Below are 15,390 nucleotides of genomic sequence, written 5' to 3'. Positions count from 1 at the left end.
TCCTGGAGGGAATCAACATCAAGACGGGACGCTATCTCATTGCGGATAGCACTGACTATCTTGTAGTTGGTTATGGGAAAGGACGGATTTATCATAATCCAGCAGAACATCTGGTAGTGTATGTTCCCGTTAAGATGTTCCACCAGCTGCCTGTCAGAGAATCCGGTGTACGCCTTCAGGACCATAAGGGCGATCTTCGCCGAAGGACTGAAGATGTTCCTGCGTCCCAGTCGCTGTTCTGACAGGCCCATGGTCTTTGCCATACGCTCAAACGGAAACACCGAATGAAGCCTGCCAAGCTCACTCTCATGAAAACTCTTGCGATATTTTTCTATAATATCAAATTCTGTAAAGCCCAAAGTAGGGTGAATTTCTGAAATATTTTGTACTTTTGCCATATCTTTGTTGGAAAATTTCCCCCGTTTTGGCTTCCAAACCTTATTTGCGGGGGAATACCTAAAGATACAAAAAAGCCAACTAATTCGCAACATTTTATGTATGAATTAGTTGGCTGATTTTATAGTATTTACTGAATGTCCCTATTTAATCTCCGGTAAATCGATCCCCTTGATTTTGCGATAGAGATTCAGGGCATACGAGTCGGTCATGCCGGAGACGTAATCTACTACGGTCTGAATCTTTGTATACATAGAATCTGCCTTACTGACCTTGTATTGTTCGGGCATGATCGATAAGATATTCCGGGCATAGTAAGTTTCCGGTTTCAGTACTGCATCCGTATATTCTTTGAGGATGGTTCCGAGTATTTTGAAACCGGCAATTTGAATCTGGGTTACCATATTTGTATGGTAGATTCGTCCGTAAGCTAAGGCGGTGCAGGCATCGTAGGCTTCTTTGTTCGTTCCGCTGACTTGTTTGATCAGGGTACTGTTGAAATCACCCTTCATGATCGCTTCGTAATTCTGGCAGAATACGTCGGCACAGGCATTGATCAGCTTATTGATGATTCCGGCTCTCAAAAAAGCAATCCGTTCATTTTTGTCGGTAACCGTCTTGAAAGTTTTGGTGATGATTTTCAGATCTTCTTTGTCTTCATTTTTGTCATAAAAGCTTTCCAGAATAGCGACGGTTTCGTCATAAGAAAGTATGCGTAGTTTATGTGAGTCTTCGATATCCATAATCTGGTAACAGATATCGTCAGCGGCTTCGACAAGGTATACCAGCGGATGGCGTACATATTGCAGCGGATGGTCACCGAGCTGGCGGATTCCCAGTTCCCCGGCTACCTGCCGGAAAATGTCTTTTTCACTCTGGAAAAAACCGTATTTGAATCCTTTGGGATTGGCTTTTGTCGATTCGAAGGGGTATTTGACGATAGAAGCCAGGGTGGTATAGGTCATGGTATAGCCTCCCGGGCGGCGTCCGTTGAAGCTGTGGGTCAGGAGACGGAAGGTATTGGCATTACCTTCGAAATGGCTTAGGTCATTCCATTCTTCGTCGGAAAGCAATTTTTTGAAATACAGGCCTTCACCTTCACTGAAAAAATAGGAAATCGCTTCTTCGCCCGAGTGGCCGAAAGGAGGGTTCCCCAGGTCGTGGGCCAGGCAACCGGTGCTGACAATGGTTCCGATTTCTTCCAGAATTTCCGGATTTTCGATCTCTACTTGCTGTTGTTTCAGGAATTGGCTGACCTTATTTCCGAGCGAACGTCCTACACTAGCTACTTCAAGGCTGTGAGTCAGACGGTTGTGAACAAAAATATTACCCGGAAGGGGAAATACCTGCGTTTTATTCTGTAAGCGACGGAAAGGAGATGAAAATATCAGGCGGTCGTAATCCCGTTGAAATTGCGAACGGTCGTGCGAATGAAACAACGAAGTGGTACTTCCCGGATGATAACGATGGGCTGATAAAAGTTGATTCCAATCCATAGGTAAAGCAATGAAGATAAGATCGAATAATAGGTTGAAAAACAAAGAGACGTCCAAAAAGTTTATACTTTAGGGACAGCCTCTTTGTATAAGGTTACTTTTTATTTTGTAATGAAGTGGAAGTGACTTCCGAAGCGTTCGAATGCAGCTTTGTCCAGTTCTTCCTGGCATTGAGGAGCAGCAATACGGATCAAGGCTTTAGCGCGATCCTGTAAGGTTTTTCCATATAGGTCGGCTACCCCGTATTCCGTAACGACATAATGCACATCGAAACGGGTGGTCACCACTCCGGCGCCATTCAACAGGGTCGGACTGATTTTACTGATCCCTTTGGCTGTGATAGCCGGCATGGCGATAATCGGTTTACCTCCTTCACTGGCTGCTGCACCCCGGATAAAGTCCAACTGTCCTCCACAACCACTGTAGAATTTGCATCCCAGAGAGTCGGCGTTTACCTGGCCGGTGAGGTCGATAGAAAGTGCAGAGTTGATGGCAGTCATTTTCGGTTGCTGGGCAATGATATAAGGATCGTTGGTATAGCCTACGTCCATCATAGCTACTGCCGGGTTGTCGTCGATAAAGTCATATACCGCTTTAGAACCCATCAGGAAAGTAGAAACGATTTTCCCTTTATCGTATTTTTTATTCAGGTTGTTGATTACTCCTTTATAATAAAGAGGTAATACTCCATCGGCAAACATTTCGGTGTGGATCCCCAGATTTTTGTGGTTACCCAGCTGTGACAATACGGCGTTCGGAATAGCTCCGATTCCCATTTGAAGACAAGCACCGTCTTCGATCAGGCCGGCACAATTTTTACCGATTTGAATATCCTGTTCCGATGGTTGTGCCGGTTTAGCTTCAATCAGCGGAGTGTTGTCTTCGCAGAAGATATCGATATCGGATAATTTGATGATGGCATCTCCCCAGGCACGCGGCACGTTAGGGTTGATCACCGCAATTACTGTTTTAGCCGTTTGAACGGCAGCCAGGGTGGCATCTACAGAAGTACCCATAGATACATAGCCGTGTTTATCCGGAGGACATACCTGAATCATGGCCACATCTACCGGAGTAATCCCCATACGGATTAATTTCTGGGTTTCACTGAGGTGTACCGGAATATAGTCTGCCCAACCGTCCTGAGTCGCTTTCCGTACGTTGTGGCCGACAAAATACGATTCCAGCTGGAATACACCTTCGAATTCCTGCTCTGCATAAGGAGCAGCGCCTTCCGTATGAAGATGTTGCAATTTAATGTTTTTCAGCTCTCCGGCACGTCCGCGGGCACACAAAGCCTGGATCAAACCCTGAGGTGCACAAGCTACACTGTGAATATGAATCCGGTCGCCCGATTTCACCACTTTGACAGCTTCTTCAAATGATACTGTTTTTATACCTTGAACCATAATGTTGTTATATTAGATTAAAATCTTTCACTCACAAACGATGCGAAGGTAGGCAATAAAAAGTAAAAAGTAAAAGGTAAAAGGTAAAAAGTGGGAGTAAATTGTGTGTAGAATTTGTTGCGTAATAAAATTATAGGGGAGAATACCGGACAAAACTGCTGTAATGGTTTGCGGATCGGATATATATAATCAATAGTATGGTGAAAAAGGACAACTCTATCTGTAAAGTATAGAATCGTCCTTTTTAGTTTACTTGTATTTTTCGATCAGGTTTTTAACGACTTCGGGGGTTAATTTATGATTTTCGAGCAGAGGAAAACCTTCCCAGCGGACAATACCTTTCGGATCGATGATGATGACATGGGGAATACCTTTGATTTCCAGGATTTTGTCCATTGTTTTTTTAGTATCTACTCCGTAATAATATTCGATAACGGGTTCTTTCATCGCTTTAATCTTTTCTACCGGTTCGTCCGAAATGCCGATAACGACGACATCTTTCGAAAATTCTTTGGCAATCTCGTTGAGCTCGGGAATTGCTTTCCGGCAGGGGCCACACCAGGTAGCCCAAAAGTCGATGATGACGAATTTTCCCTCAGTATCGGGTTTTTTAGAAATCCAGGTTTCTACGGTTAGTTCCGGTGCCTTTTCGTTCAGAAAAGATTTTGCCCACAACTGTTTGCCGTTGTTGCTTTCCTGTGCAAATCCAATACCGCTGAATAATAGCATGGTCAGTAAAATAATTGTGTTTTTCATTGTTTATCAGAATTTTAGTATTCAAGTCTATCCTTTGTTTTTTCAGTTATAACGGTTACAGCCCTTTCTCTCAACTTCTATCTCCCCACTTTTTAACCTCTCTCTTTTATCTCCTCGAATAACCTTTAGCCTATAGCTTTTAGCCTACAGCCTTTAGCCTATAGCTTTTAGCCTTTTACCTTTTCATCGCCCTCTCCATATCTTTCTTGGCATCTTTCAGTTTCAGGCTTTCCCGTTTGTCGAATTCCTTTTTGCCTTTAGCCAGGGCGATCCGGAGTTTGGCGTATCCTTTTTCGTTGAGGAAAACTTTCACCGGTACGATGGTCAGGCCGGATTCTTTCACTTTACGTTGCAGTTTGATCAGCTCTTTGTGAGTGAGCAGTAGTTTTCGTTCCCGTTTTTCTTCGTGATTGTAATAAGTCCCTAGTTTGTATTCGGCGATATGCATCCCTTTTACCCACAACTCTCCCCGGTTAAAAAAGCAGTAGGAATCTACCAGACTGGCTTTCCCGGCCCGGATAGATTTAATTTCGGTACCGGTAAGTACGATGCCGGCATTATATTCTTCGAGAAATTCGTAGTCGAAGGAGGCTCGTTTGTTTCGTATATTGACTTCGTTAGGCATAAACTGAAAAATTAAATATTGAAAGCAGAAATTCCAAAGATGATCATCAAAAGTTGATTGATAATGACTGGAATACAAATAATCGCCAGTGAACTGATGACGAGAATATTGGTTTTCTGGCCCGGATGCAATCGGGGGATTTGGCCAAGTCCTTTGTAAAGCGTCCGTATAAAAGTAAAACTGAGCAACGTAAAAAGTTGGCCTAGAAAAATATTTCCCAGAGCATTTCCAATACTATGAAAAATAATGAAAATCACTCCACTGTATACGGTCAGATTTAAGGCCAGGTTCGTATCGAAAGAGAGTTTCCGGCACAAATATTCCCGTGTAATCAGATAGGCGAACCAGTTACCGATGAGCATTGCTATCAGATTAATGATTGTCAGACCGGTAGCTTGCCAAAAATTATAATTGATCAAATTGATCAACAGAACCATTATCGAGATAACCATAGTAATGGGAATCAGATAATTCCGATACAATTCCTTTCCGGAATTAGTTTCGTTCAGGGCTTCCGGCCATACAGTCTCCGGAACCATCAGCAATTGTTCGGTGCGTCGGTATAGATATTTGAAATTAATATTTTTCATGCCAGACAAAAATATCTAATTTTTCCTGAAAAACAACAGGAATTTTTGAAGATACTTTGTCCGGGGAAGACAAAGCTAGGGATGCCTAAGGGATGCGCCTGGGATTCGTATCTTCAAATTCAGATTAAATCCAGGTTAAATCCACATCAAATCCATATTAAACGTTAGATAAATTGGTTTTAATATAGGTTTAAATTGATTTTATAGTAGCTGATGTATGGAGGAACCTTAGGGAAAGCATAGCCTTCGAAAGGCTTATCCGTTCTCTGATTAAAAATCGGGGTACGGGTGTTGCCAAATACATGTATCCCTTGTTCCGCTTGGGAATACGTTATTTTTAATAAAAAAGTGGGATAAAGTGGTTTAAAGTGGGAAATATTTCCTAACTTTACATCACAAATCCACCTCTTGTTTTCGGGAGTAGTGTATGTTTGTAATAAGTTGTTATAGAATTAATTGGTAATACGATGGCTTCATTTATCGGAGATTATACCTGTAAAGCTGATAGCAAATGTCGGGTTGTGGTGCCTGCCTCTTTCCGGAGAGTGATGGTGGCTTCGCAACAGACGTTTTTTGTTTTGCGGAAAAATGTCTTCGGGAAGTGCATCGATATGTATCCTTTGCAGGAATGGGAAAATATGATTGCAGGGGTACGTGCCCGTCTGAATTTGTTCGATCCTAAACATGCGGCTTTTTTTAGGGAGTTTTGTCGGGGAACGCAGGAGGTAGAGATGGATACCAATGGCCGGATTTTACTACCCCGGAAGATGCTGGATGAGATCGGAATCGATAAGGAAATGGTGTTGGCTGCGCAGGATTCGATGATACAGGTGTGGGATGCCAGGGTGTATGAGGAGGTGGCGATTAGTGGAGAAGAGTTAGGGATGATGGCGGAAGAAATTTTTAAAAACTAATATACGATAGATATGTCCGAATATCATGTACCGGTTTTGCTGAAAGAGTCTGTCGATGGATTGGATATCCGGCAGGGAGGTGTGTATCTGGATCTGACCTTCGGGGGGGGAGGACATTCCGGGGAGATATTGAAACGATTGGATGCAGAGGGATGTTTGCTGGGGTTCGATCAGGATGAGGATGCTTTGGCTAATGTGCCGGAAGATGATCGTTTTATTTTTGTGAATCATAATTTCAGATATTTGCGTAATTTTATGCGCTATTATGGGTATGAAGAAGCGGATGGCATTCTGGCGGATTTGGGGGTATCTTCTCATGAATTCGATGAAGCCGGCCGGGGATTTTCGTTCCGGTTCGAAGCGGAATTGGATATGAGGATGAACCAACGGAGTAAGCTGACAGCCGCTACCGTGCTGAATACCTACGATGCAGAACAGTTGGCCGCTATTTTCAGGAATTACGGGGAGGTGGAGAATGCCCGGAGGTTGGTGGATTTGATCGTGAAAGCCCGGGCAAATCAGGAAATAAAAACTTCCGAGGCGTTTTATCAGATTATTTTGCCTTGTATTCCGAAGTTGAAAGAAAAAAAATATCTGGCAAAAGTCTATCAGGCTTTACGGATAGAAGTGAACGGGGAGCTGGAAGCTTTGGAGGAGATGATGCAACAGGCGATGGAGGTATTGAAGCCGGGGGGCAGATTGGTGATTATTACCTATCATTCTCTGGAAGATCGGATTGTGAAGAATTTTTTGAAGGCCGGGAATGCGGAAGGTAAATTGGAAAAGGATCTGGTGTTCGGTCATGTACACCATAACTTTGAATTGGTCAACCGGAAAGTGATCGTTCCCTCGGAAGAGGAAATCGTGCGTAATCCGCGGGCCAGGAGTGCAAAGCTTCGGATTGCGAGAAAGAAGGATTAAGAGACAATAAGGAAAGAGATGGGAGTTTTTAGTAGAAAAAAGGTAACGGAAGATGTGCCGGTGGAGGAGAAGAGGCAAGAGGAGGCCAAAACGGCGTCCTCGGTGAAAAGTGTATTGGAGGGAAGTCTGCTCGCAGAAAAACTGCGGCAGAATATCCGGTTTGTGCTTTTTGCTACTTTTTTAGGGATTTGGTATATATCCAATGGATATTCTACTGAAAAGCTGCATCGGGAGAGGGTTCTTCTGGAAAAGGAAGTAACCGATCTGCGTTTCGAGTCGATTTCTGCAGCAGCGGATTTGATGTTGATGCGCAAGCAATCGGAGATTATCAAACGGATAAAAAATGAAGGATTAGCATTGGAGGAGAGTAAAGAACCTCCGGTAAAATTGTATCGGTGATCGAAATGGCAATAAAGGATGACATAACGTGGAGAACCATAATTGTTTATGTGTTTATCGTACTGTTCGGTTGTCTGATTCTGGCTAAAGCTTGTGCAGTGATGACTGTGGAAGGGGAAAAGTGGCGGAAGATGGCGTCGGCAAATGTGCCGGTGCAGCCTGTCAAAATAGAACCCAACCGGGGAGATATCTGGGCAGCCGACGGTCGGATTCTGGCGACCTCGGTTCCTTTTTATGAACTCCGTTTCGATCCTATTGCAGTGAATAAGAAAGTGTTCGATGCTGAAGTGGATAGTCTGGCTTTGTGTTTATCCCGGTTCTTTAAGGATGGAAGTAAGGCTTTTTATAAAGATAAGCTGGTGGGTGCCCGCAATCGGAAACCTCGTCCCGACCGTTATTTGCTGATCAATAAACGTAAAGTGAATCATAAGGAGTTGAAACAAATCCGTCAATTCCCGATTTTCCGTCTGGGAAAGAATAAAGGTGGTTTTCAGGCTATAGTCAATGACGAAAGATTACAGCCCCATGTGAATTTAGCCGGCCGGACGATCGGTTATCTGAACGAATCGGAGACCGGGGAAAGGGAAGGACGGGTAGGACTGGAAGCTACTTTTGAAAACCAGTTGAAGGGTGAATGCGGACAGGGGATCAAGCGGATGATGTCGGGGACCTGGATGGTCATTACCCGTAAGGAACCGGTAGATGGACACGATGTCGTGACCACGATAGATGTGGATTATCAGGATATCGTGCAGCATGCCCTGAAAAAACAGATGGAGAAAAGCGAGGCGACACACGGTACGGCTATCCTGATGGAAGTGAAAACCGGGGATATCAAAGCAATCGCCAACCTGGCCAGAAAGGACGGGGTATATATCGAAAACCAGAATTTTGCTATCAGTGGTGCCGGTGAACCGGGATCTGTAATCAAAGCAGCGACTATGATCGCCTTGCTGGAGGACGGGTGTGTCACTCCTTACGATACGATCGACCTGGGTACTTCAGGGAGATATAAATTTTATGACCGTTATCTGACCGAATCGCATGATGGTTTAGGGAAAGTGACGGTAAAACAGATAATGGAAAAATCGTCGAACGGTATTGCGAAATTGGTGTATGATCATTATAAAGACCGGCCGGAGAAATTTGTAAACCGCTGGTATGCTATGGGGTTGGATAAGAAAACCGGTATTTGTCTGCCGGGAGAGATAGAGCCTTATATCAAATATCCCAAAGATAAAAGCTGGAGCGGTATCAGTTTGCCCTGGATGAGTATCGGGTATGAATTAAAAGTTACTCCTCTGCAGATTCTGGCTTTTTATAATGCCATAGCCAATGACGGTCAGCGGATGCGTCCGCGCCTGGTAAAAGAGATCCGGAACCGGGGAGAGGTAGTGGAATCCTTCGAGCCGGAGGAAGTCGGGGGAAGGATTTGTAGCCGGAAGACGTTGAACGAGGTAAAAGATATGTTGGAAGGAGTCGTCGAAAACGGTACGGCCCGGAATATTTATACGCCTAAATACCGGATCGCCGGTAAAACGGGTACAGCCCGTTTGGCAAGCGGGTCGAGCGGATATGGAGGTGGACGTTACCGGGCGAGCTTCGTGGGATATTTCCCTGCCGAACGGCCTTTGTATTCCTGTATTGTCGTGATCGATAATCCGACGAACGGTTATTATGCCACGACTGTATCGGCTCCGGTTTTCCGGGAAATTGCCGATAAGGTTTACTCTATGGCATACGTACAATACGGTAAACCCGAATATGAAGCGGATAAAACTTTGCCGGTATGTAAAAATGGCCTGAAAGAAGATTTTAGAACTATTTTCGATGAATTGGATATGGATATAGACGGGGTGAGGGATGCGGATGGTGCCGATTGGGTGGTCACGGCCAGCAACGAAGGGGAAAATATCGTGATCAAACCCCGGCGGATTTCCTATTCATCGGTGCCGAATGTGAAGGGGATGGGTTTGAGGGATGCACTGTACGTATTGGAAAATTCCGGTTTGAAAGTCGATTTTTCCGGTGCCGGAATGGTACAGCGGCAATCGCTCCAACCCGGGGCGGAAGTTCCCAAAGGGTCTTATATCCGGATTGAATTAAGATAAGAGATTAAATAACGCGGCCAGGGCTGCACAAAGAGATGAAGAAATTAAAGGAATTATTAAACGGAGTAAATGTCGGAAAAGTATATGGGGATACCGACCGGGAGATCGGACATATACATTTCGATTCACGCAAAATCGAACCGGGGGATGTGTTTATCGCTCAGAGAGGAGTCAATGCGGACGGACATGCTTTTATCGACAAAGCGTTGACCCGCGGGGCTGTTGCGGTAGTGTGTGAAAAATTGCCGGAAAACAGACCGGAAGAGGTAACTTATATATGGACTGCAGATACCTCCGAAGCTTTGGGGGTAATGGCCGGGAATTACTGGGATAATCCTTCCCGGGAACTGAAACTGGTCGGGGTGACGGGGACAAACGGAAAGACGACGACGGCAACCTTGTTGTACGAACTGGTTCGATTGGCCGGAGAAAAGGCCGGACTGTTGTCGACGGTATGTAACTATATCGGAGAGGAAAAGATTCCGGCGACACATACAACTCCGGATGCGCTGTCTATCCAGGAATTATTACGGCGGATGGTAGATGCCGGATGCCGGTATTGTTTTATGGAAGCCAGTTCGCATGCGATCCATCAGAAAAGGATTGCCGGTCTGGATTTCGACGGGGCTATTTTTTCCAATATTACGCACGATCATCTGGATTATCATAAAACATTCAAGGCTTATATCGAAGCGAAGAAAGCTTTTTTCGACCGTTTACCGGCCCATGCTTTTGCTTTGACCAATGCTGATGATAAAAATGGCCTGGTGATGTTGCAGAATACCAGAGCACACCGATATACCTATTCTTGCCGGACGATGGCTGATTTTACAGCTAAAGTGATCGAGAAACATCTGGACGGAACCTTGCTCCGGCTCGACGGAGAGGAGGTATGGACCAAGTTTACCGGTGATTTCAACGCTTACAATCTGTTAGCAGTATATGCTGCTGCCCGTTTGTTGGGGTTCACGAAAGAGAACGTATTGGAATATGTGAGTTTGCTGGTGCCGGTGTCCGGACGTTTCGAAACTTTGATTTCGACCGAAGGAGTGATGGCGGTGGTCGATTATGCCCATACTCCGGATGCTGTAGAGAATGTATTGTCGACGATTTGCGGATTGAAGGGCAGAGATAATCAGGTGATTACCGTTGTGGGAGCCGGAGGCGACCGCGATAAGACCAAACGTCCGGAGATGGCTGATGCAGCTTGCCGTTATAGTGATCATGTCATCCTCACTTCCGATAATCCGCGGAGTGAAGATCCCGAACAGATCATCCGTGATATGCTGACCGGAGTGAAAGAAGGATTTCAGTACCGGGTAGAAGCCATTACCGACCGGAAAGAGGCTATCCGGAAAGCGATTGGTATGGCTTCAAAAGGAGACATCATATTGGTTGCCGGTAAAGGACATGAAAATTATCAGGAAGTGAAAGGAGTAAAACACCACTTCGACGATAAGGAAGTTATCCGGGAGATTTTTGATCTCTCTAATCGCTAATTCCTAACTTTTAAACGTAATGTTGTATCATTTATTTCAATATTTAGAGAGTTTTGATTTTCCGGGAGCCGGGGTGTTTCAATACATCACTTTTCGCTCGGCCTGTGCTATTATTTTGTCCTTGATCATTGCCACCGTGGTGGGGAAAAGAGTGATCCGGATGCTGCAGAGACAGCAGATCGGGGAGGAAATCCGTGATTTGGGTTTGCAGGGCCAGATGGAGAAGAAAGGAACGCCGACGATGGGGGGGATCATTATTTTACTGGCTATCCTGATTCCGGTACTTTTGTTCGCCCGTTTGGATAATGTCTATATCCAACTGATGATTATTTCGACAATATGGTTGGGATTGATCGGTTTCGCCGATGACTATATCAAAGTATTCCGGAAGCATAAGGAAGGGTTGAAAGGCCGTTTCAAAGTGATCGGACAAGTAGGGCTCGGATTGATTGTCGGACTGACCCTCTATATGAATGATGAGGTCGTCATCCGGGAGAGGGCTGCGGTGAGTGAAATCGGTGTGGTGACCAGTACGGTGGATGAAGGATTTTCTGCCGAGGGTACCCAGCAGGTCCGTACGAAAGATATCAAATCGACAAAAACAACTATTCCTTTTTTTAAAGATAACGAGTTCGATTATGCCTGGTTTACTTCTTTTGCGGGAAAATATGCCGACGAGCTGGGGTGGCTGTTGTTTGTTTTGGTTACTATTTTTATCATTACAGCTGTGTCGAATGGGGCGAATCTGACCGATGGTCTGGATGGTCTGGCTACCGGAACGTCGGCGATTATCGGAGCGACGCTGGGAATCCTGGCCTATGTGTCGGGGAATATGGTCTATGCCGATTATCTGAATATCATGTACATTCCGCATTCCGGAGAATTGGTGGTATTCGGTTCTGCCTTTATCGGAGCGACGATCGGGTTTTTGTGGTATAACTCTTATCCGGCCCAGGTGTTTATGGGGGATACCGGAAGTCTGGCATTGGGAGGGATCATTGCCGTTTTCGCTATTATCATTCATAAAGAATTATTGATACCGGCTTTGTGCGGGATTTTCCTGATGGAGAATCTGTCTGTCGTGATGCAGGTCAGTTATTTTAAATATACGAAAAGGAAATTCGGAGAAGGAAGAAGGATTTTTTTGATGGCACCTCTACATCATCATTTCCAAAAGAAAGGTATACCCGAACCTAAGATTGTTACCCGCTTTTGGATTATAGGTATTATTCTGGCGGTGGTGACGATTGTGACGCTGAAGATAAGGTAGAAAGTAAAAGGCTGAAAGGCTAAAAGGCTAAAAGCGATAAGCTATAAGCTGAAGGCTGGAAGTTATGGGATAGAAGGAGGGGAAAGAAAGGGAGGAAAATAAATATAAAAATTGAAGTTTATGAAATTGGTGGTTTTAGGAGGGGGAGAAAGTGGGGTCGGTGCAGCCTTGTTGGGCCGTCATTTAGGATATGAAGTATTTTTGTCGGATAAGGGAAAATTGGCTGAATCTTATCGGGACGAATTGATTACACACCGGATTGCGTTTGAAGAAGGGCAGCACTCGATGGATCGGATTTTTGCTGCTGAATTGGTGGTAAAGAGTCCTGGGATTCCCGATACGGTGCCGATGGTCGTAGCTCTGCGCGAAAGGGGGATCGAGGTGATTTCGGAAATCGAATTTGCCGGCAGGCATACGGAGGCGAAAATGGTGTGTATTACCGGGAGCAATGGGAAAACGACGACTACCTTGCTGACTTGTCATATTTTGACTACAGCGGGGATCGATGCCGGATTAGCCGGAAATGTGGGGCGTAGTCTGGCTGCACAGGTGGCAGAGGATGCACATCCGCTGTATGTCGTCGAGCTTTCGAGTTTTCAGCTCGACGGGATGTTTGATTTCCGGGCGGATATTGCCGTTCTGACGAATATAACCCCGGATCATTTGGATCGGTACGACCATAAATTCGAAAATTATATCGATTCGAAGTTCCGGATACTGAATAATATGCGTCCTCAGGATTTGTTTATTTACGGTTTGGATAGCGAGGCGGTAGGGCATAGACTCCGGCAGGTGAGAGTTGTACCCCGGATGGCCGGATTTATTTATGCTGACCGGAGTATATGGGAGAAAAATACATGTCGAAGCGGTGCCTGGATGGAAGGAGAAGAGGTGGTCGTGCAGTTGGAAAACCGGCAGTTCCGGATCGCCAAACAGGAGATCAGTATTCAGGGGAGACACAATGTCTATAATGCGATGGCTGCGATTCTGGCTTGTATGCAGGTCGGTGTTTCGGACGAAAAAATCGCTGAAGGATTGCGGACCTTCCCGCAGGTGGAACATCGGCTCGAAACCGTACGGGTTGTGGAGGGGGTGACTTATATCAACGACTCGAAAGCCACCAATGTCGATTCTGCCTGGTATGCCTTGGATAGTATGACTACTCCGGTGATTTGGATTGCCGGAGGTACGGATAAAGGAAATGATTACAGTGTCTTGTTCGATCTGGTACGTCAAAAAGTCAAAGTGTTGATTTGTATGGGCGTGGATAACCGGAAATTGATCGATAATTTTTCCGGAATTTGTCAGGTAGTCGATACACATAGTTTGAAAGATGCGCTGGCAGCTGCCCGGCAGTATGCGGTGGAAGGAGATACGGTTCTGCTTTCTCCCTGTTGTGCCAGCTTCGATCTGTTTAAAAATTACGAAAACCGCGGCGAACTTTTTAAAGCTGCCGTAAAAGAGCTGTAGGAAATTGTGAACTGAAATCTGGATTCGATTGAAATGAACGACTGGAAAGAAAAAATAGCATTTAAGGGAGATAAGATTCTCTGGTATATCGTTATCATGCTGATGATCGCTTCTGTCATGGTGGTGTATTCCTCTACAGGACGTCTGGCTTATAACGAGAAGGCGGGGAATACGTTTTTCTATCTGATCAAGCAATTATTTTTGATCGGAGGCTGTTTTGGAGTGATGTTTATCGTACAGTCGATTCATTACCGGTATTTTTATAAATATGCCGGAGTGTTGTTGTTCGTATCTATGATTTTATTGGTTTGTGCAGCCTTTGGGGGTACGAATATCAACGGAGCCGGGCGATGGATCCGTTTGCCTTTGATCGGTCTTACTTTTCAGCCTTCCGAGCTGGCGAAAATCGCTATCATGATGTTTACAGCCCGGATTTTGTCCGAGGCTCAGACCGACACGCATTGTGACGATAGTGTTTTACAGAAGTTTCTGCTTTTTGTGGGACCGGTGATTTTGTTGATTTTTATGGATAATTTCTCTACCTCGGCTTTGATCGGGGCAGTATGTTTTATCCTGTTTATGATAGCCCGGATGCGCTGGCGGTTGTTGGCGATGACCTTGGGAACCGCTTTGGCGGCGATTGCTTTGGTGTTGATTCTGGGAATTTATATACCTCAGGTGCAAAAATGGGGACGGATCGGTACGATGGTTAACCGTATTACAGATTTTGCCAAAGGCGGAGAGGATGGAGACGGTTATTCCTATCAGTCGGTACAGGCTCGTATTGCGGTGGCTAAGGGGGGATTGATGGGGAGCGGACCCGGTAACAGTACGCAGCGTAATTTTTTGCCTCACCCTTATTCCGATTTTATTTATGCTATTGTGATTGAAGAATACGGATTGGGAGGCGGTGCTTTCATCATGTTGCTGTATGCGGTGATTTTGTTCCGGGTAGGAGTGATCGGGCGAAAGAGCATGAGGAAGGAAGTGTTGAATGATCGGGGTATGCCGGATATTTTTCCGGCTTTGCTGGTTGTCGGTTTAGGGTTGACGATCGTTTTACAGGCAATGATCAATATGGGAGTCTGTGTGGGGTTATTACCGGTGACCGGACAGACCTTGCCTTTGGTGAGTATGGGAGGTACGTCGCTTTTGTTTACCAGTGCAGCTTTCGGTGTGATTCTCAGTATTGCCCATACCTTTTCACCGGAGGGTGAAAAGGAAGAGAGCGAACGGCTGAAGATGAAAAGTGAAAAACAGGGGCGGAAGAACAGACGGGAAGAATACGAACCCGAGGAAGTGCTGGTCGATGAAGTGGAAGATGGGGAATTGCCGGAGATGCAACCCCGGACCGTAACGCCTCCGACAGGAAGACGGCGGGGGAGAAAACCGGCAGAGTACGACGAAGATCGGGATTTCGATATTCTCGGTGAGGAAGGAATCGGAGAGATCAGGGACGAGCTGGAAAGTGAAGGCCGGGAAGTATTGAATGAGCTGAAGCGAAGGGGAAGATAAATTGGAAGTTTATAAATTT

Annotated in this window: 14 protein-coding genes; 8 read left to right on the top strand and 6 right to left on the bottom strand. The window is 45.3% G+C overall.

Features of this window, described 5'->3' with window-relative positions:
• From WS42_RS01315 to WS42_RS01290, 6 genes are all read right to left on the bottom strand, one after another.
• On the bottom strand, positions 1-398 hold a 398-nt coding region (locus WS42_RS01315), incomplete at its 3' end, for a transposase (RefSeq protein ID WP_286728061.1).
• Positions 399-539: 141 nt separating this feature from the next.
• Positions 540-1,892: a deoxyguanosinetriphosphate triphosphohydrolase gene (locus WS42_RS01310; RefSeq protein WP_041557241.1), complete on the bottom strand. Its 1,353-nt coding sequence runs from the start codon at positions 1,890-1,892 to the stop codon at positions 540-542.
• Positions 1,893-1,993: 101 nt separating this feature from the next.
• Positions 1,994-3,301 carry an acetyl-CoA hydrolase/transferase family protein gene (locus WS42_RS01305; protein WP_013611627.1) on the bottom strand — a complete coding sequence of 436 codons (1,308 nt, stop codon included), beginning with the start codon at positions 3,299-3,301 and terminating at the stop codon, positions 1,994-1,996.
• Positions 3,302-3,550: 249 nt separating this feature from the next.
• Positions 3,551-4,057 (bottom strand): TlpA family protein disulfide reductase, encoded by a 507-nt coding sequence (locus tag WS42_RS01300; protein ID WP_013611626.1) that lies wholly within the window; start codon positions 4,055-4,057, stop codon positions 3,551-3,553.
• Positions 4,058-4,232: 175 nt separating this feature from the next.
• Positions 4,233-4,682 (bottom strand): SsrA-binding protein SmpB, encoded by a 450-nt coding sequence (gene smpB / locus WS42_RS01295; protein ID WP_013611625.1) that lies wholly within the window; start codon positions 4,680-4,682, stop codon positions 4,233-4,235.
• Between the two features lie 11 nt (positions 4,683-4,693).
• A complete protein-coding gene (locus WS42_RS01290; RefSeq protein ID WP_022159449.1) occupies positions 4,694-5,272 on the bottom strand; it encodes a hypothetical protein in 579 nt (192 codons plus the stop codon).
• Between the two features lie 467 nt (positions 5,273-5,739).
• On the opposite strand from WS42_RS01290, the gene WS42_RS01285 reads away from it, so the two are divergent.
• From WS42_RS01285 to WS42_RS01250, 8 genes are all read left to right on the top strand, one after another.
• Complete coding sequence (locus WS42_RS01285) at positions 5,740-6,186, top strand: division/cell wall cluster transcriptional repressor MraZ (protein ID WP_013611613.1); 447 nt, start codon at positions 5,740-5,742, stop codon at positions 6,184-6,186.
• A gap of 12 nt (positions 6,187-6,198) precedes the next feature.
• Positions 6,199-7,107 carry a 16S rRNA (cytosine(1402)-N(4))-methyltransferase RsmH gene (gene rsmH, locus WS42_RS01280; RefSeq protein WP_046450660.1) on the top strand — a complete coding sequence of 303 codons (909 nt, stop codon included), beginning with the start codon at positions 6,199-6,201 and terminating at the stop codon, positions 7,105-7,107.
• An 18-nt stretch (positions 7,108-7,125) separates the two neighbouring features.
• Entirely contained in the window at positions 7,126-7,506 is a 381-nt protein-coding gene (locus WS42_RS01275; RefSeq protein WP_013611611.1) for an FtsL-like putative cell division protein, read from the top strand.
• A 5-nt stretch (positions 7,507-7,511) separates the two neighbouring features.
• A complete protein-coding gene (locus tag WS42_RS01270; protein ID WP_041557237.1) occupies positions 7,512-9,617 on the top strand; it encodes a PASTA domain-containing penicillin-binding protein in 2,106 nt (701 codons plus the stop codon).
• A gap of 35 nt (positions 9,618-9,652) precedes the next feature.
• Positions 9,653-11,116, top strand: a complete 1,464-nt coding sequence (locus WS42_RS01265) for a UDP-N-acetylmuramoyl-L-alanyl-D-glutamate--2,6-diaminopimelate ligase (protein ID WP_046450659.1) — start codon at positions 9,653-9,655, stop codon at positions 11,114-11,116.
• Positions 11,117-11,135: 19 nt separating this feature from the next.
• On the top strand, positions 11,136-12,386 hold the full coding sequence (gene mraY / locus WS42_RS01260; protein ID WP_013611608.1) for a phospho-N-acetylmuramoyl-pentapeptide-transferase: 1,251 nt from the start codon (positions 11,136-11,138) through the stop codon (positions 12,384-12,386).
• Between the two features lie 120 nt (positions 12,387-12,506).
• Positions 12,507-13,856: a UDP-N-acetylmuramoyl-L-alanine--D-glutamate ligase gene (gene murD, locus WS42_RS01255; RefSeq protein ID WP_013611607.1), complete on the top strand. Its 1,350-nt coding sequence runs from the start codon at positions 12,507-12,509 to the stop codon at positions 13,854-13,856.
• Positions 13,857-13,889: 33 nt separating this feature from the next.
• Entirely contained in the window at positions 13,890-15,371 is a 1,482-nt protein-coding gene (locus WS42_RS01250) for an FtsW/RodA/SpoVE family cell cycle protein (protein WP_046450658.1), read from the top strand.
• Positions 15,372-15,390 lie beyond the last annotated feature (19 nt).

It is taken from the genome of Odoribacter sp. N54.MGS-14, from assembly GCF_000980295.1.
Lineage (GTDB): Bacteria > Bacteroidota > Bacteroidia > Bacteroidales > Marinifilaceae > Odoribacter > Odoribacter splanchnicus.
This window is presented reverse-complemented; position numbering and strand designations above follow the sequence as displayed.